The 21,985-nt window shown below is 66.7% G+C and carries 21 protein-coding genes; 4 read left to right on the top strand and 17 right to left on the bottom strand.

All coding sequences use genetic code 11. The features are described from left to right. The first annotated feature begins 23 nt into the window (after nt 1-23). Complete coding sequence (locus KB874_RS05650) at nt 24-1,082, top strand: anhydro-N-acetylmuramic acid kinase (protein ID WP_249200315.1); 1,059 nt, start codon at nt 24-26, stop codon at nt 1,080-1,082. 151 nt (nt 1,083-1,233) lie between these two features. Here the strand turns inward: KB874_RS05650 and moaA are convergent, their stop codons facing one another. Continuing rightward, the gene (moaA, locus tag KB874_RS05645; protein ID WP_212535581.1) at nt 1,234-2,241 is read right to left on the bottom strand and encodes a GTP 3',8-cyclase MoaA; all 1,008 of its coding nucleotides are present in this window, start codon (nt 2,239-2,241) and stop codon (nt 1,234-1,236) included. Between the two features lie 85 nt (nt 2,242-2,326). On the opposite strand from moaA, the gene KB874_RS05640 reads away from it, so the two are divergent. After that, nucleotides 2,327-2,800: a hypothetical protein gene (locus KB874_RS05640; RefSeq protein ID WP_212535580.1), complete on the top strand. Its 474-nt coding sequence runs from the start codon at nt 2,327-2,329 to the stop codon at nt 2,798-2,800. Here KB874_RS05640 and KB874_RS05635 read toward each other — a convergent pair. The 3 genes from KB874_RS05635 to glmU form a co-directional block, all read right to left on the bottom strand. Next, nucleotides 2,785-3,474, bottom strand: a complete 690-nt coding sequence (locus KB874_RS05635; RefSeq protein WP_212535579.1) for a DNA alkylation repair protein — start codon at nt 3,472-3,474, stop codon at nt 2,785-2,787. The two genes, KB874_RS05640 and KB874_RS05635, sit on opposite strands and share 16 nt — an antisense overlap. Before the next feature lie 85 nt (nt 3,475-3,559). Continuing rightward, the gene (glmS, locus tag KB874_RS05630; protein ID WP_212535578.1) at nt 3,560-5,377 is read right to left on the bottom strand and encodes a glutamine--fructose-6-phosphate transaminase (isomerizing); all 1,818 of its coding nucleotides are present in this window, start codon (nt 5,375-5,377) and stop codon (nt 3,560-3,562) included. Nucleotides 5,378-5,381: 4 nt separating this feature from the next. Further along, nucleotides 5,382-6,731, bottom strand: a complete 1,350-nt coding sequence (gene glmU / locus KB874_RS05625) for a bifunctional UDP-N-acetylglucosamine diphosphorylase/glucosamine-1-phosphate N-acetyltransferase GlmU (protein ID WP_212535577.1) — start codon at nt 6,729-6,731, stop codon at nt 5,382-5,384. Nucleotides 6,732-6,875: 144 nt separating this feature from the next. Here glmU and KB874_RS05620 point away from each other — a divergent pair, with 144 nt between their 5' ends. Next, nucleotides 6,876-7,541: an HAD-IA family hydrolase gene (locus KB874_RS05620; protein WP_212535576.1), complete on the top strand. Its 666-nt coding sequence runs from the start codon at nt 6,876-6,878 to the stop codon at nt 7,539-7,541. 102 nt (nt 7,542-7,643) lie between these two features. After that, nucleotides 7,644-8,837 carry a DegT/DnrJ/EryC1/StrS family aminotransferase gene (locus KB874_RS05615; protein ID WP_212535575.1) on the top strand — a complete coding sequence of 398 codons (1,194 nt, stop codon included), beginning with the start codon at nt 7,644-7,646 and terminating at the stop codon, nt 8,835-8,837. A 15-nt stretch (nt 8,838-8,852) separates the two neighbouring features. Here KB874_RS05615 and dxs read toward each other — a convergent pair whose 3' ends face one another. The 13 genes from dxs to KB874_RS05550 all read right to left on the bottom strand — a co-directional run bounded on the left by dxs (nt 8,853) and on the right by KB874_RS05550 (nt 21,924). Then, nucleotides 8,853-10,775 carry a 1-deoxy-D-xylulose-5-phosphate synthase gene (dxs, locus tag KB874_RS05610; RefSeq protein WP_212535574.1) on the bottom strand — a complete coding sequence of 641 codons (1,923 nt, stop codon included), beginning with the start codon at nt 10,773-10,775 and terminating at the stop codon, nt 8,853-8,855. A 192-nt stretch (nt 10,776-10,967) separates the two neighbouring features. After that, the gene (gene pufC, locus KB874_RS05605; protein WP_212535573.1) at nt 10,968-12,101 is read right to left on the bottom strand and encodes a photosynthetic reaction center cytochrome PufC; all 1,134 of its coding nucleotides are present in this window, start codon (nt 12,099-12,101) and stop codon (nt 10,968-10,970) included. Nucleotides 12,102-12,103: 2 nt separating this feature from the next. Further along, nucleotides 12,104-13,093, bottom strand: coding sequence for a photosynthetic reaction center subunit M (pufM, locus tag KB874_RS05600; protein WP_212535572.1), 990 nt, complete (start codon nt 13,091-13,093; stop codon nt 12,104-12,106). 3 nt (nt 13,094-13,096) lie between these two features. Next, nucleotides 13,097-13,936, bottom strand: a complete 840-nt coding sequence (pufL, locus tag KB874_RS05595) for a photosynthetic reaction center subunit L (protein WP_212535571.1) — start codon at nt 13,934-13,936, stop codon at nt 13,097-13,099. A gap of 115 nt (nt 13,937-14,051) precedes the next feature. Then, a complete protein-coding gene (pufA, locus tag KB874_RS05590) occupies nt 14,052-14,207 on the bottom strand; it encodes a light-harvesting antenna LH1, alpha subunit (RefSeq protein ID WP_212535570.1) in 156 nt (51 codons plus the stop codon). Nucleotides 14,208-14,221: 14 nt separating this feature from the next. Further along, nucleotides 14,222-14,371: a light-harvesting antenna LH1, beta subunit gene (gene pufB / locus KB874_RS05585; protein ID WP_114509227.1), complete on the bottom strand. Its 150-nt coding sequence runs from the start codon at nt 14,369-14,371 to the stop codon at nt 14,222-14,224. Between the two features lie 156 nt (nt 14,372-14,527). Continuing rightward, the gene (gene pufQ / locus KB874_RS05580) at nt 14,528-14,752 is read right to left on the bottom strand and encodes a cytochrome PufQ (RefSeq protein WP_212535569.1); all 225 of its coding nucleotides are present in this window, start codon (nt 14,750-14,752) and stop codon (nt 14,528-14,530) included. Between the two features lie 3 nt (nt 14,753-14,755). Then, nucleotides 14,756-16,213: a chlorophyllide a reductase subunit Z gene (gene bchZ / locus KB874_RS05575; RefSeq protein WP_212535568.1), complete on the bottom strand. Its 1,458-nt coding sequence runs from the start codon at nt 16,211-16,213 to the stop codon at nt 14,756-14,758. After that, the gene (gene bchY / locus KB874_RS05570; protein WP_212535567.1) at nt 16,213-17,778 is read right to left on the bottom strand and encodes a chlorophyllide a reductase subunit Y; all 1,566 of its coding nucleotides are present in this window, start codon (nt 17,776-17,778) and stop codon (nt 16,213-16,215) included. Before bchY ends, bchZ begins: the two co-directional genes overlap by 1 nt. Nucleotides 17,779-17,840: 62 nt before the next feature. Beyond that, nucleotides 17,841-18,839, bottom strand: coding sequence for a chlorophyllide a reductase iron protein subunit X (locus KB874_RS05565; RefSeq protein WP_212535566.1), 999 nt, complete (start codon nt 18,837-18,839; stop codon nt 17,841-17,843). Continuing rightward, entirely contained in the window at nt 18,836-19,777 is a 942-nt protein-coding gene (bchC, locus tag KB874_RS05560; protein WP_212535565.1) for a chlorophyll synthesis pathway protein BchC, read from the bottom strand. The genes KB874_RS05565 and bchC overlap by 4 nt, the downstream gene beginning before the upstream one ends. Before the next feature lie 134 nt (nt 19,778-19,911). Next, nucleotides 19,912-21,054: a methyltransferase gene (locus tag KB874_RS05555; RefSeq protein WP_212535564.1), complete on the bottom strand. Its 1,143-nt coding sequence runs from the start codon at nt 21,052-21,054 to the stop codon at nt 19,912-19,914. Nucleotides 21,055-21,057: 3 nt separating this feature from the next. Then, a complete protein-coding gene (locus tag KB874_RS05550) occupies nt 21,058-21,924 on the bottom strand; it encodes a polyprenyl synthetase family protein (RefSeq protein ID WP_212535563.1) in 867 nt (288 codons plus the stop codon). Between the last annotated feature and the right edge of the window lie 61 nt (nt 21,925-21,985).

The following is a 21,985-nucleotide window of genomic DNA, read 5'->3' as shown; positions in this document are numbered from 1 at the left end:
GGCCGGTCTGGGCGCTGGGGGCCATGTCGGGCACCTCGCTCGATGGTGTGGACGTGGCGATGCTGCACACCGATGGCGAGACGATCCTCGGCTTCGGTGAATGCGCCTACCGGCCCTATTCCGACGCGGAACGTAAGGTTCTGCGCGCAGCGCTGGGCAAGTGGCAGGGCGATGTCCTGGACGAGGCCGCGCGCGTCGTGCTGGATAGCCATGTGCAGGCGCTGTCCCGCGTAAGTGGCGCCGAGATCGTGGGCTTTCACGGCCAGACGCTGGCGCACGACCCCAGGGGACGCGGCACGCACCAGTTGGGTGACGGCGCGGCGCTGGCCGAGGCCCTGGGCCTGCCCGTCGTCTGGGATTTCCGCAGCGCCGACGTGGCCCTGGGCGGCGAGGGTGCGCCGCTCGCGCCCTTCTTTCACTGGGCTTGCGCCCGCTGGATGGGCGCGGACCGCCCCGTGGCTTTCCTGAACCTCGGCGGTGTGGGCAACCTCACCTGTGTCGACCCGCGCGCCGACCGGCCCGAGGCGTCGGGCGCGTTGCTGGCCTTCGACACGGGCCCCGCCAATGCACCCCTGAACGACCTGATGCAGGAACGTCTCGGCCTTGACTGCGATCGCGACGGCGCCCTTGCCCGCAAAGGCAAGGTCGAGGATGGCGCGCTCGAACTCTTCCTGGCAGAGCCCTATTTCCGCCGCATGCCCCCCAAGTCGCTCGACCGCGACGATTTCGCCCTGATGCTCGACCTGGTGCGCGAGTTGAACGATGCGGACGCGGCTGCGACCATGACCGCGATGGCCGCGGCGGCGGTCATGCAGGGGATGGAGCATTGCCCCCAGCAGGTCGATCGCCTTCTGGTCACCGGCGGCGGGCGACACAACCCGGTTCTCATGCGGATGCTTCGAGCCGGTCTGGATTGCCCGGTGGAACCGGTCGAGGCGGTGGGGCTAGACGGCGACATGCTCGAGGCGCAGGCCTTTGCCTTTCTCGCGGTGCGTGTGGCGCGCGGGCTGCCTACGTCGGCCCCCGGAACGACCGGGGTGGCAGCCCCCGTGGGTGGCGGCCGGATCAGCCGGCCGGACTGACGGAAAGCGCGGCCATCGGCGCCTTGGCCTGTTCCGCAGGATCCGGTTCGCGCAACGCGGTCAAAGCCAGGTAGACGGCTAAGGCTTCCTTGGACCCGCAATACCTGGGGGCAGTCGCCGAAGGCGACGGGGGGCAGAGCCCCCATCCCGTTCAGCCGCCTGTGTGGCTCATGTGGCGCGAGACGCGCCCGTCCACCGTCTGGCGGGAATAGTCGAAATCGTGGCCCTTGGGCTTGCGCGTGATGGCGGCGCGGATTGCCTCCTCCAGCGGTGCATCGCTGTTGGGGTGGTTCCGCAGGGGCGCGCGCAGATCCGCATTATCCTCCTGCCCGAGGCACATGAACAGATCGCCCGTGCAGGTCAGGCGCACACGATTGCAGCTTTCGCAGAAGTTATGCGTAAGCGGCGTGATGAAGCCGATCTTCTGCCCAGTCTCCTCGATCCGCACGTAACGCGCGGGCCCGCCGGTGCGCTCGGCCAGGTCGGTCAGGGTATAATTCTGCGCCAGGCGCGCGCGCAGGTCGGACAGCTTCCAGTACTGGTCCAGCCGGTCCTCGTTGCCGATGTCGCCCATCGGCATGACCTCGATCCAGGTCAGGTCCATGTCGCGCTCGGCGCACCATTCCGTCATGCGGAACAGCTCGTCCTCGTTGAATCCCTTCAATGCTACGGCGTTGATCTTGACCCGCAGGCCCGCCGCCTGCGCCGCGTCGATCCCCTTCAGCACCTGCGGCAACCGGCCCCAGCGCGTGATGTCGGCGAATTTCTTCTCGTCCAGCGTATCCATCGACACGTTCACCCGCCGCACCCCGGCGTCGAACAGATCGCCCGCAAAGCGTTCCAGCTGCGATCCATTGGTGGTCAGCGTCAATTCCTTGAGCGCGCCCGCCTCGAGATGCCGGCCCATCTGGCGGAAGAAGGTCAGGATGTCGCGCCGCACCAGTGGCTCGCCGCCGGTGATCCGCAGCTTTTCCACGCCCATTCGTATGAAGGTGGAACACAGGCGGTCCAGTTCCTCCAGCGTCAGCAATTCCTTCTTTGGCAGGAAGGTCATGTTTTCCGACATGCAGTAGACGCAGCGGAAATCGCATCGGTCGGTGACCGAGACGCGCAGATAGGAGATCGGGCGCAGGAACGGGTCTATGAGCGGCGTTGTCATGGCCGAGACACTAGCCCCGCCTGCGCCGTGGGGCAAGCCTCGGTGCGCGATTGTATGCTTCGCGCGGGCCGCTTAGGATGGCGGCATGAAAAACGTACCATTCCTCTGTCTCGTTCTGCTGCTGGGCGCCTGTGCCGTGCTGAAGGCGCCGGCCCGGCCCGGAGACACGGTATCCGACGAGCAGACCAGGCCGCTGGCCAGACCCGCGGCCCTGTCCGCGCCGACGCCGCCCGCCAATGCAAGGACACAGGAACAGTTCGACACCACCACGGCCGAACAGCGCGCCGCCGCGGCCAGCGCGCCTGCGGCCGCAACGGAGCAGTCGCTGGGCGAAACCGTCGTTTCCCTTGGTGACGTGGCGCGGCCGGGCTTCTGGCTCGAAACCGCGCTGGTCTCGGCCCCGGCCAAGGGCAGGGTGGTCTATCCGGCCACCGGCGAATCGGCCCAGGTCGATCTCATCCCGATCGACGGCGGCAGCCGCCTGTCCCTGGCGGCGATGCGCCTGATCGGGGCGCCCCTCACCGACCTGCCGACGGTGCAGGTCTACCGGCTGCCCTGAAGGTATTTCGCCGCTTCCTTTCGGGCAAAGGGCTTCATCCGGTCGCCATGCGCGTCAAGAAAGGCGCGCACGCGATCAGGATCGTGTTTCGACAGGTCGCGCAGCCACCAGGCAACCGCCTTCTGGATGAACCAGCGCGGATCGTCGACATAGCAAGCCGCCCAGCCAAGGATGCGTTCGCGCGCCGCCTGCTCCGCTTCGGACGGAAAATTCTGCTTTGTCCAGGGCAGGGTCATCACCAGCGCCGCGCGCTTCGTCCAGAGGTGATCCGACTGCGTCCAGTCCTCGACGAAATCCAGCCGCGACGGGTCCGCGACCAGCCGCCGCCCACCCGCAGAACAGGCGTGATCGGCGATCGCCCAGGCATCGAATTGCGGCACCCAGGACCGGATCAGTTCCCAGGTCGCCGAATCATCCCGGATGCGGGCCTGGGTCAGCAGCTTGGCCGCCAGGATCCGCGCCTCGTGGATGTCGGTGCGCCAAAGTGCGTCGGCCAGGTCCACCCGATCGTCCACCGGAAAGCCCCGCCATTCCGCAGACAGATCGTTCAGGACCGGGTTCGGCACGCCCAAGTAGACGCGTTCCGCCTTGTGATAGGCGGCCGCGCCCGCGGCCCGCGCCGCATCGGCCTCGGACTGCAAACGATCCAGCGCTTCGGACACGGTCAACGCCATCGTCCCGCCCTTTCTCCGGTTTGAAAACACCACGGGGTTGAGGCCGCAGGCCGACGGGGCGGAAACCGCCTCGCGCCCCGGCCGCCTATTCCACCGTCACCGATTTCGCCAGGTTGCGCGGCTGGTCCACGTCCGTGCCCTTTGCGACTGCGGCGTGATAGGCGATCAGCTGTGCCGGCAACGCGTAGAGCAGGGGCGCGAGACGTTCGTCCACCGTCGGCAGCACCACCGTCTGCCAAGCGTCTGCCCCCGCCGAGGCCGCGCCCGCCGCATCCGTCACAAGGACGACTTTGCCGCCGCGCGCCATGACCTCCTGCATGTTCGACACGGTCTTGTCGAACAGCGAATCCTTGGGCGCAAAGACCACCACCGGCACATCCTTGTCGATCAGCGCGATCGGCCCGTGCTTGAGCTCTCCAGAGGCATAGGCCTCGGCGTGGATATAGCTGATTTCCTTCAGCTTCAGCGCGCCTTCCAAGGCCAGTGGATACATGTAACCGCGGCCCAGGAACAGCACGTCGCGTGCCGGCGCGATCTTGCGCGCGGCCTGGTCCAGCGCCGGGTCCACCGCCAGTGCCGCGTTGAACAGGCCCGGCATCGCCCGCAGCGATCCGATCAGCTGGGCGATCTCGTGCGCATCCAGCGTGCCGCGCACCCGCGCCGCCTCCAGCGCCAGCAGGAACAGCACGTTCAGCTGGCAGGTAAACGCTTTGGTCGAGGCGACACCGATCTCGACCCCGGCATGGATCGGCAGGGCCAGGTCGCTTTCCCGCGCGATGGAGGATGTCTCGACATTGACCACCGACACGATAGTATCCGCCTTGCCCGCGCAATAGCGCAGCGCCGCCAGCGTATCCGCCGTCTCGCCCGACTGGCTGACGAACAGCGCCACGGTGCCCTTGGTCACCGGCGGCTCTCGATAGCGGAACTCGCTGGCGATATCGACTTCGACGGGCAGGCGGGCCAGCCGCTCGAACCAGTATTTCGCGGTCAGGCAGGCGTAATAGGCGGTGCCGCAGGCAACCATGACCAGCCGCTCGACCTTGGTGAAATCGAGGCCTGGCTCCGGCAGAATCAGCGAGTCGCCCGACAGGTAGGCCGACAACGCATTGGCCAGAACCACCGGCTGTTCGGCGATCTCCTTGGCCATGAAATGCTTGTGGCCGGCCTTGTCGACGCGCGCCGCGTCCATCTGGACCGATGTCACCTCGCGCATGACCTCGGTGCCGCTCTCGTCATAGATCACCGCGCCTTTGCGGGTAATGACTGCGCGGTCGCCTTCCTCCAGGTAGGTGATCTGCCCGGTCAGCGGCGCCAGCGCGATCGCGTCCGAGCCCACGAACATCTCGTCGGCGCCCCAGCCGATGGCCAAAGGGCTGCCCTTGCGCGCCGCCACCATCAGGTCGCTTTCGCCATCGAACAGGAAGACCAGGGCAAAGGCGCCCTCCAGCCGGTCCACCGTGGCCATGGCGGCCTGCACCGGGGCAAGACCCTGGCCGAGATAATGGCGCGCCAGCAGGGCGACCGTCTCGGTGTCCGTTTCGGTTTCGGGTTCGATCCCGGCACCGGCCAGTTCGGCGCGCAGTGCCTTGTAATTCTCGATGATCCCGTTGTGCACCACCGCCACGGGGCCAGAGCGATGCGGATGGGCGTTCACCTCGGTGGGCGCGCCATGGGTGGCCCAGCGGGTGTGACCTATGCCCGACTTGCCCGCCAACGGGTTGTGCACCAGCAGGTCGCTCAGGTTCACCAGCTTGCCCACTGCGCGACGACGGTCCAGCCGCCCGTTGTTCACGGTGGCGATGCCGGCGCTGTCATAGCCGCGATACTCCAGCCGCCGCAGCGCCTCGACCAGCGAGGGCGCGACCTCGTGCTGTCCCAGGATCCCCACAATACCGCACATCAAGTCATCCTTTCGAAAGCTTGGCCTTCCGGGCCTTCAGCATCTGCATCAGTTTCGCGGCCAGCCCCAGCTTGGTCTCCTGGCGGGCGCGCGCAACGGCCAGCGCGTCGGCGGGGATGTCCTCGGTGATGACCGAGCCCGAGGCCGTCATTGCGCGGTCGCCCACGGTGACCGGCGCGACCAGCATCGTGTCAGAGCCGATGAAGGCGTCCCGCCCGATCACCGTGCGATGCTTGAACACGCCGTCATAATTGCAGGTGATGGTGCCTGCACCGATATTCGTGCGCGCGCCGATCTCGGCATCGCCGAGATACGTCAGGTGGTTGGCCTTGACGCCCTCATGCAGCAGCGCGTTCTTGACCTCGACGAAGTTGCCCACATGCACGTTCTCGGCCAGTTCCGCGCCGGGGCGCAGCCGGGCGAAAGGGCCGACGATGGCGCCACGACTGACGTGGCAGCCCTCGAGATGCGAAAAGGCGCGGATGCGGGCACCGGACTCGACCGTCACGCCGGGGCCGAAGATCACGTTCGGCTCGACCTCGGACTCGCGGCCGATGGCCGTGTCCCAGGCGAAGAACACCGTGTCGGGCGCTTGCAGCGCCACGCCATCCTCCAACGCGCGGGTCCGCGCCATCGACTGGAACGCAGCCTCGGCCGCGGCCAGGTCGGCGCGCGAGTTCACGCCCATCGTCTCGGCCTCGGCACAGCGCACCACCGTGGCCGACAACCCGCGCGCCCGGGCGATGCCGACGATGTCCGTCAGGTAGAATTCCTGCGCCGCATTGTCGTTGCCCACCGCGTCGATCAGACCGAACAGTGTCTGCGCGTCGGCCGCGACGACGCCGGAATTGCACAGCGTGATTGTGCGCTCTTCCTCGGTCGCGTCCTTGTATTCGACGATCCGCAGCAGGCTGTCGCCCTCGGTGACAAGGCGTCCATAGCGCCCCGGATCGGCAGCCTCGAAACCCAGCACGACCACGTCATGGTCGCGGCGCGCCTCGGCCATCGCGGCCAGCGTTTCCTCGGAGATGAAGGGCGTGTCGCCGTAAAGAACGATGGCATCCCCCGCAAAACCCTCCAGCGCCGGACGGGCCTGCGCCACCGCATGGGCGGTGCCCAGTTGGCTCTCCTGCCGGACGATCATCACCTCGGGATCGAAATCGCGCGCCGCGGCCTCGACTTGTTCAGCCTCGTGCCCGGCCACGACCACGGTGCATTCGGGCTCCAGCGCCAGGCCCGCGCGCATGGCGTGCCACAGCATCGGCGCATGCGCGATGCGGTGCAGGACCTTGGGCAGGTCCGATTGCATCCGCGTGCCCTTGCCCGCGGCCAGAATGATCAGGCTTGTGCTCATCGCCTCGGTCCGTTTCTCTTGTGTCGCGCCCCTTTTATCCTGCCAAGGCACGGGAACAAGGGGCCGCGCCTCACGCTTGATTGCGGGATGTGACAAGGGCTATGCGGGCGGGGTGACAGGGATGCGACGGAAAAGGGGGCGGCCATGCGCTGCGTGATCTTCGATCTTGACGGGACGCTGGCCGATACCAGCGGCGACCTGATCGCCGCGGCGAACCATTGCTTTGCCGCGATGGGACAGGCGGTGCGGCTGGACCCGCTGGCCGATGCCGGCGTCGCGCTGCGCGGCGGGCGGCGCATGCTGACCGAGGGTCTGACCCGCGCCGGCGCCTTTGACCCTGCAGTGGTGGATCGCTGGTATCCCGAGTTGCTGGACGCCTATGGCGGCGCCATCGCGAGGCACACCACGCTGTATCCCAGGGCCGCCGAGACGGTGCAGGCGCTGCGGGACGGGGGATACGCGGTGGGCATCTGCACGAACAAGCCCGAGGCCCTGGCCGAGCAACTCCTGCGCGAACTCGGCGTGCGCGACCTGTTCGCCTCGCTGGTGGGGGCCGACACGCTGCCCACCCGCAAGCCCGATGTCGCGCCCTACTGGGCCGCCGTGGACCGGGCAGGCGGCCGACGCGAGGCCTCGCTGCTGGTGGGCGACAGCGACACGGACCGGGAAACCGCCCGCGCCGCCCGCGTGCCGTCGATCCTTGTCACCTTCGCCCCGCCGGGGCAGGCCGTGCGCGATCTCGAGCCCGAGGGCGTCATCGATCATTTCGACGAATTGCCCGCTGAAGTGGCGCGCCTGCTGCCGCACTAGGCGGGGCGCGAGTTTCGGCTTTTCCAAAGCCCGGCTTCACAAGTCGCGGCGCGGGTCGTCGCCAGATTGACCGGCGGCGGAACGCGTGGCACTCCGATGCGCATGACGGAACGGTTCACAGGCAGCTTCACCCAGCAGGAACCGATCCCCGAGGCGGGGATCGAGGCAGCGATCCGCATCATGCGGTCGGGGCGACTGCATCGCTACAACACCGCACCGGGCGAGACCGCCGAGGCCGCGCTGATGGAGCAGGAATTCGCCGCCGTGACCGGCGCGCGATACGCGCTGGCCGTGGCCTCGGGCGGCTATGCGCTGGGCTGCGCGCTGCGCGCCGTGGGCGTGAAACCCGGTGACACGGTTCTGACCAATGCCTTTACCCTGGCCCCGGTGCCGGGGGCCATCGCCAGCGTCGGCGCGGTGCCGGTCTATGTCGGCGTGACCGAAAGGCTTGTGATCGACCTCGACGACCTCGCGGCCAAGACCGGCCGTGCCCGCGTGCTGATGCTCAGCCACATGCGCGGGCACCTTGCCGACATGGACCGCCTGATGGCGATCTGTGACGCCGCCGGCATCACCGTGATCGAGGATTGCGCGCATACGATGGGTGCCAGCTGGAACGGCGTGCCCTCGGGGCGGCATGGCGCGGTGGGCTGCTATTCGATGCAGACCTACAAGCACGTGAATTCGGGCGAGGGCGGTTTCCTCGTCACCGACGATGACGAGATCGCGGCGAGGGCGGTGATGCTGTCGGGCTCCTACATGCTCTATGAGCGCCATCTTGCGGCGCCGCCGCCCGAGGTTTTCGAGAGCGTGAAATACGACACGCCGAACGTCTCGGGCCGGATGGACAACCTGCGCGCCGCGATCCTTCGCCCGCAGCTTGCAGCGCTGGACACCCAGGTGGGACGCTGGAACGAACGCTATGCGGTGGTCGAGGACGGCCTGCGCGGCACGCCCGGACTGACCGTGATCGACCGCGATCCGCGCGGCCGCTTTGTCGGTTCGTCGCTGCAATTCCTGCTGCTCGACTGGGCGACGGACAAGGTGCAGGCGGTGATCGACCGTTGCGCGGCGCGGGGCGTGGAACTGAAATGGTTCGGCGGGGCCGAGCCCAAGGGTTTTACCTCGCGCTACGATTCCTGGCGCTACGCCCCGTCTGAGCGGATGCCCGCCACCGACCGCATCCTGCGCGGCATCGTCGACATGCGCCTGCCCCTGACCTTCACCCTGGACGATTGCGCGCTGATCGCCCGGATCATCCGCGCCGAGGTCGGCGCGGTGCACCAGCAGGCCTGACCGCAGAGGGCCGGTTCAAGCCCGGTTCAGGCTGACGATCTTTGTATCGCGGCCCAGCGCCTGGTTCGCCACCCGCAGGATGTCCAGCCGGCTCAGACCCGCATCGGCATACATCTCGTCCGGGCTGGCCTGGTCGATGAAGCGGTCGGGCAGCGTCATCGTGCGGATCGCCAGGCCCCGGTCAAACGCGCCCTCGGCCGCCAGCGCATGCAGCACCATCGCGCCGAATCCGCCCTGCGCGCCCTGCTCTACCGTGATCAGGGCCTTGTGCTCGCGCGCGAGGCGGCGGATCAGGTCCATGTCCAGCGGCTTGGCGAACCGGGCGTCGGCGATGGTCACCGAAACGCCCTCGCCCTCCAGCATTCGCGCCGCCGCCTGCACCTCGTCCAGATGCGCGCCGAAGGACAGAAAGGCGACGTCGGTCCCCTCCTGCAACACGCGCCCCTTGCCGATCTGCAACACCTCGCCCCGTTCCGGCATCAGAACGCCCGTGCCGTTGCCCCGCGGATAGCGGAAGGCGATGGGACCGGCATCATGCGCGGCGGCGGTCGCCACCATGTGCACCAGTTCCGCCTCGTCGGCGGCGGCCATCACGGTAAATCCCGGCAGGTTCGCCAGGTAGGCCACGTCGAAGGCCCCCGCATGGGTCGCGCCATCGGCCCCCACCAGCCCCGCCCGGTCGATGGCAAAGCGCACCGGCAGGCCCTGGAGCGCCACGTCATGCACCACCTGGTCATAACCGCGCTGCAGGAAGGTCGAGTAGATCGCGCAGAAGGGCTTCAGCCCGCTGGCGGCCATCCCGGCGGCAAAGGTCACGCCGTGCTGTTCCGCGATGCCCACGTCGAAGACCCGCGCCGGGAACCGCTTGCCCATGATGTCGACGCCGGTGCCGTTGGGCATGGCGGCGGTGACGGCGACGATGTTGGGATCGCGCGATGCCTCGTCGGTCAGCGCGTTGCCGAAGACGGATGTGTAGCTGGGCGCATTCGGCCGGGATTTCGCCTGCTGGCCCGTGACGGGATCGAATTTCGCCACCCCATGCCCACGGTCGGCGGACCCTTCGGCCGGGGCATAACCCTTGCCCTTGACCGTGCAGACATGGATCAGGACCGGCCCCGTCGCCCGTGCCCGCGCGGCGCGCAGGACGGGCAGAAGCTGGCCCATGTCATGGCCGTCGATCGGGCCGATGTATTCAAAACCAAGCTCCTCGAACAGCGTGCCGGACCCTTGCATAGCGCCGGTAACAAGCTGGCGGGCGCGCTTGGCGTGGTCGCGCATCGGCGCAGGCAAGGCGGCCTCGAAGCCTTCGGCCAGACTGCGCATCTTGGCCAGCGGCTCGTTGGCGTAAAGTCGCGACAGGTAGGACGACATGGCGCCCACCGGGGGAGCGATGCTCATCTCGTTGTCGTTCAGGATCACGAACAGCCGGCGCTTTTCATGGCCCGCGTTGTTCATCGCCTCATAGGCCATGCCCGCGCTGATGCTGCCGTCGCCGATCACGGCGATGGAGTCTCCGGTGGGCCGGCCCATGTCGCGCCCGACGGCAAAGCCCAAGGCGGCGGAAATCGAGGTGGAGCTATGCGCGGCGCCGAACGGATCGTATTCGGACTCGGACCGCTTGGTGAAACCGGACAGGCCGTTGCGCTGCCGCAGGGTGCGGATGCGGTCGCGCCGCCCGGTAAGGATCTTGTGCGGATAGCACTGGTGGCCGACGTCCCAGACCAGCTTGTCCATCGGGGTGTTGAACACCGCGTGGATCGCCACGGCCAGTTCCACGACGCCCAGCGACGACCCCAGGTGACCGCCGGTTTCCGACACGGCCGAGATCACCTCGGCCCGGACCTCGTCGGCCAGTTGGGTCAGCGTCCGGTCGTCCATGCGCCGCAGGTCCTGCGGGCCAGCGACGCGGTCGAGAACGGGTGTGTTCGGGCGGGTCATGTGGTATCCTCCATCGAAGTGAGAGGCGAATTGGCGCCACGGTCACGCGGGGGGTGCCGATGGCCGTGACGCCAGTCTCCTGTAGCCAACAGGAAGGGAACCGGGGCTATGCCCCGACATCCGGTGCCGTGATGGGAAGATCCGGAACCGGATTCCGTGCGGTGGGGCGGGCGACAAACCCGCCCCACCGGATCAGTTGGAGGCCGGAGCCTCGTAGACAGGGGCGCCAGGCGCGGCCAGTTCAGGCCAGTCGGCGACCATGTTCATGCCCTGCAACGGCTGCTGATAGCCCTTGTGGCAGGTCTTGCACGCGGCCTTGGGAGCGTCGGCAAAGACCGGGCCTAGCCGTTCGGGCGGATAGACACCCTCGAGCGGCACGAGCCATTCGTTGTTGATCTCCTGCACCATGCCGATGCCCAGTTGCTCGGTCCCCCATTGCGGGGTCACCTGCTCTACATCGTAGAAGGCCCGGCTGTTGTGGCAGAAGTTGCAGTTCACACCGAGGCTGTTGGACACGTAGTTCATCAGGCTGTAGGTGCGTTCCGTATCCTGCCAGGTGCGGACACCGTCCTGGTAGGGCTTTTCGTCCACATGCGCCTCGAGGCTGTGGACACCGATCACGCCGTAATCCAGCAGATAGGTCTCCAGCGCGTCGGAGGGCAGCGAGGTGAACTGCGACTGGACCGTGACGCGGTTCTGGTTGGCGCTCCAACCTTCCGCCGCACGGGCATGGACAGAACCCAGCTTGAACCAGATGTCCGACGGCACGTTCTGACCACGGTGGCAGGTAAAGCAGTTCACCCCCACCTCGGCATTCGCGTTCACGTGCCCGCCCCAGCCGTCGTTGATCGCCTGGGTCATCTGGATCATCTTGCGGGCAACGACCTTGGTATAGAGGTCGTCGTTGCCGTATTCCGCGATATCCACGTCGCCGTGGCAATAGGCACAGCCCTGATCGGGGGCAACCCAGTTGGTCATGGCGTTCATGACACGGTTGAAGTTGTCCTCGGTCAGATCGCCCAGCACCTGGACGTTCTGGTAGATGTCCTTGGCCAGCGGCTCTCCGCCGGCGGGAACATAGGGTTCTTCGGTGTAGTAGGCGTCGATCGTCGGATCGGGCGTTTCCACCTGGGCCACGAACTCGGGGACGGACATCCCCGTGCCGCGCGGGCCGGTCTGCATCGACTTGGTCTCGTAGGGCTGGCCGAACGTCATCAGGGCGATGAGAACGAACAGGGCCCCCCCGAGCGTGCCCACGAGGATCGCGGGCTTGTAGATGTCGACCGGGTTCTTGCTGTTCCAGTCATTGAACCACTTGGGTAGCATGGTCACTCTCCCTTGCCGATGAAGGCATCGTAGGAGCCGTATGCCTCGTAGCCGTAGCTGCCGTCATACATCGGAGCGAAACGATGCTCCTGCGCCCAGATGAACCAGTTGTCGACCACGGTGCCCGTCAGCAGGATCCCGATGCCACCGGTGATCGGCGTGAGCACGGCGAACCACCAGGCCCAGCGGTGAATCCCCTCCATCGTGGCGTTGAAGCCCATCGTCCAGCGCCAGAACAGGGCGGCGCGTTCGGATGCGGTGCCACGATCCACGATCTGTTCCAGTTCGCGGTCGCCGCCATAGCGGGTGACGGCCAGGATCGTCGCGCCATGCATCGCAAACAGCAGCACGGAGCCGTAGAGGAACACGATCGAAAGCGCGTGGAACGGGTTGTAATAGAGGTTGCCGTAGCGGATCGAGAAGGCGGTGGTCCAGTCGAGGTGCGGGAAGATGCCGTAGGGCACCGCCTCGGACCACGATCCCATCAGGATGGGACGGAACAGGCCCAGCACCAGGAACAGCCAGATGGCCGAGCCGAACGCCCAGAAGACGTGCTTGCCCATCTTGTGTTCCATCGCCAGCAGGTAGGTCCGCGCCCACCAGCTCATCACCGAGACCAGCAGGAAGAAGCTGGCAATGATGTACCAGCCGCCATCATAGAGCGGCGGGAAGCGCAGGCCGTATTCGGGCGACGGCGGCTCCAGCGCCAGCCAGAACAGCTGGCGGATGAATTCCGGGATCGACCAGTCGACCTGGGCCAGCATGTTCAGACCGATGATGTTCAGCGCCAGGATCCCGGTCAGGATCGAGACGATGCCGGTCCAGCCCAGGTAGACGGGACCCAACTGTGCGTTGCCCAGCCAACCGACCAGGACAGAGAACCGGGCCCAGGTGCCCCGTTCCTGACGGGCGGTCTCGGTCTCCATTCCCCATTCGGGATTGCCCTGGACCTGGACCTGCGTGAAGATGTTTTGATATTCAGGATACAGCATTGGTCACAGCCCCACGTTGGAGCCCCAGATGGGGAGCTCGAGCCACCAGTTCCACCACTCGGGCCAGCCCTTGGTCCAGACGGGGCCGGAGATGATGATACAGACGGCGCTGAAGAAGACGGCGTTGATCGCCAGCAGGAAACCGACGCGGTGGATGCCCAGCGTGCCCACCGAGTAGCCGATGAAATCGCGGAAGAACGTGTCCTCGTGATCCGGGGTCTTCATCTCCTCGCCCTTTTCGGGGTTGGCGGCGGACAGGATCAGGCCGCCATGCAGCGCAAGCGCCAGCGTGGTGGCAAAGAACAGGGACACGGCGATCATGTGTGCCGGGTTGTAGTGGAAGTGCAGGTAGGCGTAGCCGGTGTTGCTGACCCAATCGAGGTGGCTGAAGATGCCGTAGGGAAAACCATGCCCCCAGGCACCCATCAGAAGGGGCCGGAAGATGACCAGCGTGACATAGGCGAGGATCGCAAAGCTGAAGGCGAAGGGGACGTGATATCCCATGCCCAGCTTGCGGCAGATCTCGACCTCTCGCAGCGCCCAACTGATGAAGGCGCCGGTCGCGCAGATCGTGATGATCTGCCAGAGCCCACCTTCCATCAGGGGTGCCATGCCCAGACCGTAACTCAGGTCGGGCGGCGCGATGTTGATGAGCCAGGGGTTGAATGTGCCCTGATGCGCGGCGCCCCAAAGAATGAGGATCGTCCCGAGCAGGGCGAAAAAGGCGGTCGTGACCCCGAAGAAGCCGACATAGAATGGCCCCACCCAGAAGTCGAACAGATCGCCGCCGATCAGCGTCCCTCCGCGGACGCGATATTTCTTCTCGAAGCTGAGCAGCGCCATCTTCTCTCTCTCCGCGTTTGGCGGCGCGTCCTCGATTTCGAGGGGCCGTCATTTTCTTGTCCGTATGCTGCGGGCAACCCATGACGGGCCGCCCGCAGCTATCGCGCGGGCCGGCTTACATGCCGGCTGCGGCTGCCGTTTCGAACCAGTTGATGCCGTTGGACAGCACCACCATGTGGATCATCGCAGCCAGAAGGAACAGGAAGACGCCCTGGGCCACGAACACGCGGCGCGGGTCGAAAACCAGCCAGATCTTGTAGAACTTTGCCATTTTTCAGTGCTCCCTCAGAACCACGGACGCCAGATGAAGGTCGCCAGGTGTGCGACCACGGCAACCGCCGAGAACAGCCAAAGGCCGCTCATGTAGACGGAATGCAGTTCTTGCGCCTGCTCGTCTGTGAGACCCGTGAAGGACAGGTCGGAATTATCAGCCATGAACTTTCCTCCGGAATGTTAAGGACCGACGCCGCACACCCTGCGGCCGGGTTTCCCGTGGTCACACGGGATCTGTCCGCCGCCCTTCCGGGCAACGATCAGCTCTTGCTCCCCGTCTGTCGTCTCGCGTGGCCCACCCCGGCCACGGCGGAGAGGTCAGGCGGAGAAGATCAGCGGCGTGATCCGGTCAGCTTCGGCCCAGGCCCGGGCCAGCGGCCCGTGCAGCATCAGCGTCTGCTTCTGGAACACGTCCAGCACCCAGCCCACGGCGGCGAAGGGGATCGCCAGCACGAAGATGATGCTGAAGTAGACAAGGAATTCGGTTCCACGCTTGACGTGGTGCCCCCTGTGGCGCGGTACATTCGATGTGAAATCGGCCATCGGTCATCCTCCTTTTGAACGGTTCAGGGCCTGAACGGTCTCGAGCACGACACGCTCGGCCCCATCTTTCAGCGCGGCCGCCTCGGCGGCGTCGCGCAATTGCTTGGCTGCGGAAATCCGGGTCAGCACCGGATGCTGGGACACGATCCTGTCCAGCTCGGCCTGGGCATCGGTGTCCCACGGGAAGTCGCGGCGCAGCGGCGTCAGCGTCGCGTCGCCCGCATCCATCTGCGCGCCCAGCGGCAGAATGTGGAACAGCGCGTCGAACAGCCCGTTGCAGACCTCTTGCAGCATGTATGTTGCGCCGGCATAGCCCATGAAGGGCGTGCCGGTATGGCGCCGGATCGCGGCGCCGGGAAAGCCGGCCGGAATGAAATGCGGCTGCGGCCCGTGGCCGGCGCGCGTCTCGGCCAGGTACATCTTTTCGTTGATCGACCCCATCAGGATCAGCGGCCGCTTGTCGTGCACCATGGCGCGGACGCGGTCGTTATCCGTCTTTGTGCCGGCGCAGCGCGCCACGGCAAAGGCGCAAGGCAGGCCCAGGTCGGTTTCCAGGTAGTTGCGCACGCCGCGGGCATAGGTCTCGTTCGCGACAATACCGAAACTGGCGGTGGCAAAGAAATCCTGCGTCACGCTGCGCCACAGGTCCCAGACCGGCTTGAGCGTCGAATGCTTTTCCCGCTCGATGAACGGCTCGGGGTCAAGGCCCAGCATCTCGCCCAGCTTGCGCAGGAACCGCGTCGTGCTGTCCACGCCCATCGGCGCCTGGAGATAGGGCTTGCCCAGAACCTCGGCCAGGCCGCGGCCGAACTCGCGATACATCACGATGTTGACGTCGGCATTCACCAGGTTGCGCATCTCGGCCAGGTGCGCGCCCAGCGGCATGACCATGTTGACCTCGGCGCCGATCCCCTCTGCCAGGCGACGGATCTCGTGCAGGTCCGACGGCATGTTGAACGTGCCATACATCGGCCCGAGGATGTTGACGCGGGGCTTTGCCCCTTCCTCGCGCGGCTTCTCGGGCGGCATCCGGCCCTTGGTCATGCCGAACTCGGTGAAGATCCAGGTCATCGCGCGATCCGCGCTTTCCCACTGGTCCTCGTCGATGGTGCGCGGCAGGAAGCGCTGGATGTTGGTGCCCATCGGCGTCACGCCCCCGCCGATCATCTCGGCGATGGAACCCGTCACGACGACAGAAGGTAGAGCCGGGTCGAGCACACCCCAGGCGCGCTTCATCGCGCCTTCGGTCCCCTCCCGACCCAGCTCCTCCTCACCGAGGCCCGTGACCACGATGGGGAGTTCATGTGGTGGCAGTGCATCGGTGTAGTGCAGCACGGATGTCACCGGCAGGTTCTCACAGCCCACCGGGCCGTCGATCACCACCTGCAAACCCTTCACCGCCGTAAAGGCATAGACAGCGCCCCAGTATCCACCCGCGCGGTCATGATCCTGAATAAGCATCAGATCATCCTTTCCGCTTCGGCGGCGCGCCGCTGCTTGTCCAGTTTCTTCTGATGCTGGGCGCGGAAATCGGGGCGCAGGTTCGGCGACCCTTCCCAGATTCCGGCAGTGTCGCCTTCGCCGACACCGGCGAAGAAACCCTTCATCGTGTCCATCCGCGCCTTGCCAGCCATGGCGGCGTTCACCACCTCAGCGAGGCTGCCGGCACCGGCCGGACCCATCAACGGGCGGGCCGAGATCAGGTTGGTGTAATAGAGCGCCGGGATGCCCAGTTCCTTGGCCTTCTGCACGACCGGAGTCGTGCCGATGGCGAGGTCGGGGCGCACGCCTTCCATCGCGGCCAAGTCCTGTTCCAGACTGGCACGATAGGTCACCTTGATGCCGCGCGATTCAAGCCAGTCGCGGTCGGGTTCCGACCAGATCGTGCGCGGGCAGGCGGTGCCGACATAACGGACGTCCGCGCCGCTCTCGACCAGCAGGCGCGCCACCAGCAATTCGCTGCCCTCGTAGCCGGACAGGGTGATGACACCCTTGATCGGGTTCGCCGCCAGCGCCCCGGCGATCGCCCCGGCAAAGGCATTCTCGGCCGCCGAGATCCGCGCATCGGGAATGCCATAGGCGCGGCCCACCGCGCGCAGCCAATCGACGGTGCCATCGCGGCCCACCGGAGCGCTGCCGATCACCGTGCGGCCCGCCGCCTGGAACTCGCGGATGCTGGCTGTGTAGAATGGATGGATTGCCGCCACCACGTCGCTGTCCAGCGCGGCATACAGTTCGCGCCACTCGCGGCACGGCACCACAGGCCCTGCGGCCAGGCCCATCGGCGCCAGCATCGCGCCGATCATCATAGGATCGGCGGGGAACATCTCGCCCAGCAGCGTCACGGTCGGCCGGTCAGCCTTGCCACCATCGGGCGCCTGCACCGGACCCGCCGCCACTTCCTTGCGGGCATAGTTCAGCATCGCACCCGCCAGGATGTCCTTGGCCTCGGCATGGGTCGGCACACCGAAACCGGGCACGTCGATGCCGACGATCCGCACGCCGTCGATCTCGTCCGGCAGCAGGCGCAGCGGCACACCCGAGGCGGTCGGCACGCACAAGTTGGTCACAACGATCGCGTCATAGCGATCCGGATCGGCCATCTGGTGCACCGCCTCGCGGATGTCTTCGAAAAGCTTGCCTGTCACCAGCGTCTCGGAGTTGAACGGAACGTAACCGACAGACCGCCGTGCGCCGTAGAAATGGCTGACAAAGGTCAGGCCGTAAACGCAGCAGGCCGATCCCGACAGGATCGTGCCCACCCGTTTCATCCGCAGCCCCACGCGCAACGACCCGAAAGCCGGGCACATGCTTTGCGGCTGGTCGTGCGGGCCCGTGGGATAGTCGGCGGCGTAGCGGTCGAGCAGTTCGGAATTGCCGGCCATGCGGGCGGCCTTTTCCATCTCGGACCCGGAATGACAGCCAAGCCCGTCGACCCCGGCCGGTGCGTCACAGGTCTCGGTCCGGGTCTCGCCGCGGATCACCTCGACCTCTGCCGTCTCGTCGTATGTCTGTTCGTTGCTCACGTCTGTCTCTTCATCTTGCAGAATAAACTCCGGGGTCCGGGGCAGAGCCCCGGCGCCAACCGTCAGGCGTCGTCGTAGACCACTTCAAGCGAGGCCTTCGGCACCGCGTTCTTGCCGCGCATGTCGATGTCCGTCGCAGGCTCCAGCACCACCCCGGCACCGGTCGCCGACCCGTCGAACAGGGCCAGCAGACCGTCTTGGTCCAGCGGCCTCGGCCGGATCGGCGGCGCTTCGGAGACGTTGAGCCCCAGATCGGCGAACAGCGCGCCCCAGGGCGAGGCATCGGTGCCGACGATCTGGTAATTCGCGGATTTCTTGCGCAGGTCGTCGTCCTGCGGGATCGAGGCGAGAACCGGGATGCTGACCGCCTCGGCAAAGGCCTGCGCCTCGCCCGAGCCGTCATCCTTGTTGATCACCAGCCCGGCGACGCCGACATTGCCGCCCAGCTTGCGGAAGTACTCAACCGCCGAGCAGACGTTGTTTGCCACATACAGCGATTGCAGGTCGTTGGAGGCGACCAGGATCACCTTTTGCGCCATGTCCCGCGCGATCGGCAGGCCGAAGCCGCCACAGACCACGTCGCCCAGAAAGTCGAGCAGGACGAAATCGAAGTCCCAGTCGTGGAAACCCAACTTTTCCAGCAGCTCGAAGCCGTGGATGATGCCGCGCCCACCGCAGCCGCGGCCGACCTCGGGGCCGCCCAGCTCCATCGCGAACACGCCGCCCCGCTTGAAGCAGACGTCGCCGATCTTCACCTCTTCCCCGGCCAGCTTCTTCTTGGTCGAGGTTTCGATGATCGTCGGGCAGGCCTTGCCGCCGAACAGCAGGCTTGTCGTGTCGGATTTCGGATCGCAGCCGATCAGCAGCACGCGCTTGCCCTGCTCGGCCATCATGTGGCTGAGATTGGCCAGCGTGAAGGACTTGCCGATGCCGCCCTTGCCGTAGATGGCGATGATCTGCGTCTTCTTCGTCGGCTCGGTGACGGGGATTTCCATGTCCTCGGCAGCCTCGTCGCGCAGACGCTGGTCGTAGCCCTTGAGGTTCGGCACTTCGTCTTTCATGCGGCTTGCTCCCAGTTGAGGATCATTTTCAGGCAGGAGGGGTCCTCGAACGCCGTCGTATAGGCGTCCGGCGCATCCTCGGCGCTGGCCTGGTGGGTAATCAGACCGTCGAGGCTCAGCGCCCCGTTCTCGACCAGCGCGCGCGTGGCGGCGAGGTCGCTGCGGTCCCATTCGGCGGCGACGCGGAACCGCGCCTCCTTCATGAAGGCAGGCGGAAAGGCGAATTGCAGCGGCTGGGTGTAGAACCCGGCCAGCACGATCTCGCCGCCCTTGGCGATACGGCCGACCAAGTCGTTCAGCAGACCGCCATTGCCCGAGGCGTCGTAGATCGCGCGGTAGTCGCGGCGCGTGTCGGCCTCGGGGTGCATCACCTCGTAGCCCATCGCGCCGCTCGCGCGGCTGGCATCGATTTCCCAGACGGTCGGCGCAGGCGCACCGGCGGCAACGGTCAGCCGCGCCAGCAGGCGACCCAGGACGCCATGACCGACGATCAGGTCGGGCACGGCCTTGTCGAGGCCCGCCATCGCGTGGCGCGCCGTGGCGGCCAGCGCCAGCAACGCGCCCTGCGCACCATGGCCCCGGTCGATCCGGGTGACGCGCGCAGCGTCGGTAACGACCCGTGCTGCGGCCCCGCCGAACAGTCCGAACGCGCCGTCGTAACAGTTCGCACCGGGCACAAAAACTTGGTCGCCAACGGCAAAACCCGACTCCGACCCGGCATCGACCACCTCTCCCGCGGCCTCGTATCCAGGAACGAGCGGATACCCCATGCCTGGGAAGGGCGGCATCTGGCCGGACCAGAACAGCTTTTCGGTGCCGGTCGAGATGCCGGAATGGCGAATCTCGACGACCAGATCGCGCGGGCCGGGATCGGTCAGGCCAAGATTGGCCACGATCAGATCCCTGGGTCCATTCAGGAGAACGGCCGTTGTTTCCATGATGAGAGCCCCTCCTCGATCCGGGCCGGACCCGCCGCGGCGACTCACCGCGGCGTCAATCCGGCGTTACATTCTGTGTGTCAGTTTACGATTACACGACAGGGTGTCAACTAAAATGGACATTCATTTGCCGATCATTCCGGCCCACGGCGCGCCGTAACCACGGATGTGACAAAGGGCCGGGCGCTGCGCGGGCAGTCGATCTGCTCAAAGCCCGCCTCGACCAGCAAGGCGGCGATCCGCGCCTGGCTGCGCACGGTGCCGGTGCGCATCGCCATACAGTAGAAGGCGAAATAGACATCGCCCGCCGGTTCGGGCCGGGAACCGCCCGACATGGGCTCTGACACGACCAGTCGCCCACCCGGGGGCAAAGCGTCTCTGACACGGCGAAACAGTGTCCGAACCGTGTCGTCCTGGTGGTCATAGAGCACCCGGATCAGCGCCATCGCATCAGCCCCTTCGGGCAGCGGATCGTCGCGGAACGAGCCCGGATGCAGGGCGATGCGACCGCGCGCGGGTGACGTCTCCAGCCGCCTGCCGGCGGCCTCCATCACCGGCGGCAGATCGAACAGAGTCACACGCAGATCCGGCGCGGACAGCGCCGCCGCCTCGGCAAAGGCGCCAGAGCCGCCGCCTATGTCAACCAGGTGTGACACATCTTTCAGCGAGACCGCGCGCAGCGTGTCCTGCGCCACCAGCCCCTGGCTTTGCGCCATCAGGTCGGAATAGGTCGCCGTCACCTGCGGGTCGGACGCCCCGCCCGCGCCAAAGACGTAGGGCCAGAAATCGGCCAGCTCGGTCTGCACCTCGCCGCGCAGGAAGGCGACGGGATCGGACAGGTCGCGATACAGCACGTCGTGATGCCGGATCATCTGCTCCAGCCCGGGGACTCCCAGCAGCGCCGCGCCCTTGCGGGTGATGCCATAGCCTTCGCCGGACCGGCGGAACAGGCCCAGCGCCGCAGCGGCCTGCGCCAGCCGCGCCATGCGGTCGGGCGTAATGCCGGTGCCCTGCGCCAGCTGTCCAACCGTCAACGGACCGTCCACCAGGCGGTGCAACAGGCGCAATTCGACCACGGCGAACAGGACCTGGCTGGCGACAAAGCCCTGCACCAGGTCGAACAGCGCCTCGCCCTCTTTCCGGGCGATGCGGCGGGCAAAGGGGAAACCGGCGGCCCAGCGTTGAAACCCGGGGCTGGCGGCGATGCGGGCCAGTCGCGTGCGCAGGCCGGGGCGGTGCCGCCGTGCCTGATCCGATCCGTCCGCGGCCAGAGCCATGGCTCAGACCCGGGCCTTGACGGCAGCGGGGGTCAGGCGATCGGCATAGGCGGTGACCATCTGGGCCAGCTGCGCCTCGCCGGGACAGGAGGGGATCGAGGCGATGGCGCCGCCGAGGATGTCCTTCAGCCGCTTCACCGCGCCATCGACGCCCAGCAGGCTGACAGCGTTGGGGCGGCCATGCAGATCGTCCTGCCCCGCGGGTTTGCCCAGCTCTTCCTGCGAGCACAACGCATCGCGCAGGTCGTCGGCCACCTGGAACGCCTCGCCGATGCGGGCGCCCAGTTCATACCAGGGCTCAGCCTCCTGCCCGGCGGCCACGGCGCCCATCTGAGTCGCGGCAATGAACAGTGCGCCGGTCTTGGACCGGTGATAGGCGCCCAGGTCGATCTTGTCCTCGCTCTCCCAGCCCTGCCCGGCACAGATGCCATGCGGCATCCCGGTCTGGCGAGCCAGCAGGCGGATCAGTTCGATGGCGCGCTCGGGCGCGGCATGGGCCGCCCGCGCCAGCACGTCGAAGGCGAGGATGATCAGGGAATCGCCCGCCAGAACCGCCAGCGGCTGCGAATAGGCGCGATGAACCGCAGGCTTGCCGCGCCGGATCTCGGCATCGTCGAAACAGGGCAGGTCGTCATGCACGAGGCTGGCGCAATGGATCAGCTCCAGCGCCGCCGCTGCCGCATCGGCGAGGCCCGGCCGATCGTCGCCGCAGGCCATCGCGACAGAGACGAGGATGGTCGGCCTGATCCGCGCCCCACCGGGCGTGCAGGCGTAATGCAGGGCCGAGGCCAACCGGGCCGGCGCAGCGCCCCCCTGCCCCAGCGCAATAGCGCGTTCTACGGCGGAATCGATCCGAGTGTGCAATCCCATGTGACGCTCCTGCGCTGCGGCTGTCATGTTTGTTTGACAACAATGTGTAAATCATACTGGA

Origin of the sequence: Thetidibacter halocola (genome assembly GCF_018224955.1) — a bacterium.
Taxonomy (GTDB): Bacteria; Pseudomonadota; Alphaproteobacteria; order Rhodobacterales; family Rhodobacteraceae; genus Thetidibacter; species Thetidibacter halocola.
Note: the sequence above shows the minus strand (reverse complement) of the source record. Positions and strands in the feature narration are given on the sequence as shown.

Excerpts from the sequence above, each read along its gene's own strand:
- glmU (WP_212535577.1), bottom strand. The coding sequence starts at position 6,731 with ATGAGCACAAGCCTGATCATTCTGGCCGCGGGCAAGGGCACGCGGATG.
- pufM (WP_212535572.1), bottom strand. The coding sequence starts at position 13,093 with ATGCTGTATCCTGAATATCAAAACATCTTCACGCAGGTCCAGGTCCAG.
- dxs (WP_212535574.1), bottom strand. The coding sequence starts at position 10,775 with ATGACCCGCCCGAACACACCCGTTCTCGACCGCGTCGCTGGCCCGCAG.
- KB874_RS05635 (WP_212535579.1), bottom strand. The coding sequence starts at position 3,474 with ATGGCGTTGACCGTGTCCGAAGCGCTGGATCGTTTGCAGTCCGAGGCC.
- pufA (WP_212535570.1), bottom strand. The coding sequence starts at position 14,207 with ATGGCAAAGTTCTACAAGATCTGGCTGGTTTTCGACCCGCGCCGCGTG.
- KB874_RS05650 (WP_249200315.1), top strand. The coding sequence starts at position 24 with ATGTCGGGCACCTCGCTCGATGGTGTGGACGTGGCGATGCTGCACACC.
- KB874_RS05640 (WP_212535580.1), top strand. The coding sequence starts at position 2,327 with ATGAAAAACGTACCATTCCTCTGTCTCGTTCTGCTGCTGGGCGCCTGT.
- KB874_RS05615 (WP_212535575.1), top strand. The coding sequence starts at position 7,644 with ATGACGGAACGGTTCACAGGCAGCTTCACCCAGCAGGAACCGATCCCC.
- pufC (WP_212535573.1), bottom strand. The coding sequence starts at position 12,101 with ATGCTACCCAAGTGGTTCAATGACTGGAACAGCAAGAACCCGGTCGAC.
- bchC (WP_212535565.1), bottom strand. The coding sequence starts at position 19,777 with ATGGAAACAACGGCCGTTCTCCTGAATGGACCCAGGGATCTGATCGTG.
- glmS (WP_212535578.1), bottom strand. The coding sequence starts at position 5,377 with ATGTGCGGTATTGTGGGGATCCTGGGACAGCACGAGGTCGCGCCCTCG.
- KB874_RS05565 (WP_212535566.1), bottom strand. The coding sequence starts at position 18,839 with ATGAAAGACGAAGTGCCGAACCTCAAGGGCTACGACCAGCGTCTGCGC.
- moaA (WP_212535581.1), bottom strand. The coding sequence starts at position 2,241 with ATGACAACGCCGCTCATAGACCCGTTCCTGCGCCCGATCTCCTATCTG.
- pufB (WP_114509227.1), bottom strand. The coding sequence starts at position 14,371 with ATGGCTGATAATTCCGACCTGTCCTTCACGGGTCTCACAGACGAGCAG.
- pufL (WP_212535571.1), bottom strand. The coding sequence starts at position 13,936 with ATGGCGCTGCTCAGCTTCGAGAAGAAATATCGCGTCCGCGGAGGGACG.
- KB874_RS05620 (WP_212535576.1), top strand. The coding sequence starts at position 6,876 with ATGCGCTGCGTGATCTTCGATCTTGACGGGACGCTGGCCGATACCAGC.
- KB874_RS05555 (WP_212535564.1), bottom strand. The coding sequence starts at position 21,054 with ATGGCTCTGGCCGCGGACGGATCGGATCAGGCACGGCGGCACCGCCCC.
- KB874_RS05550 (WP_212535563.1), bottom strand. The coding sequence starts at position 21,924 with ATGGGATTGCACACTCGGATCGATTCCGCCGTAGAACGCGCTATTGCG.
- pufQ (WP_212535569.1), bottom strand. The coding sequence starts at position 14,752 with ATGGCCGATTTCACATCGAATGTACCGCGCCACAGGGGGCACCACGTC.
- bchZ (WP_212535568.1), bottom strand. The coding sequence starts at position 16,213 with ATGCTTATTCAGGATCATGACCGCGCGGGTGGATACTGGGGCGCTGTC.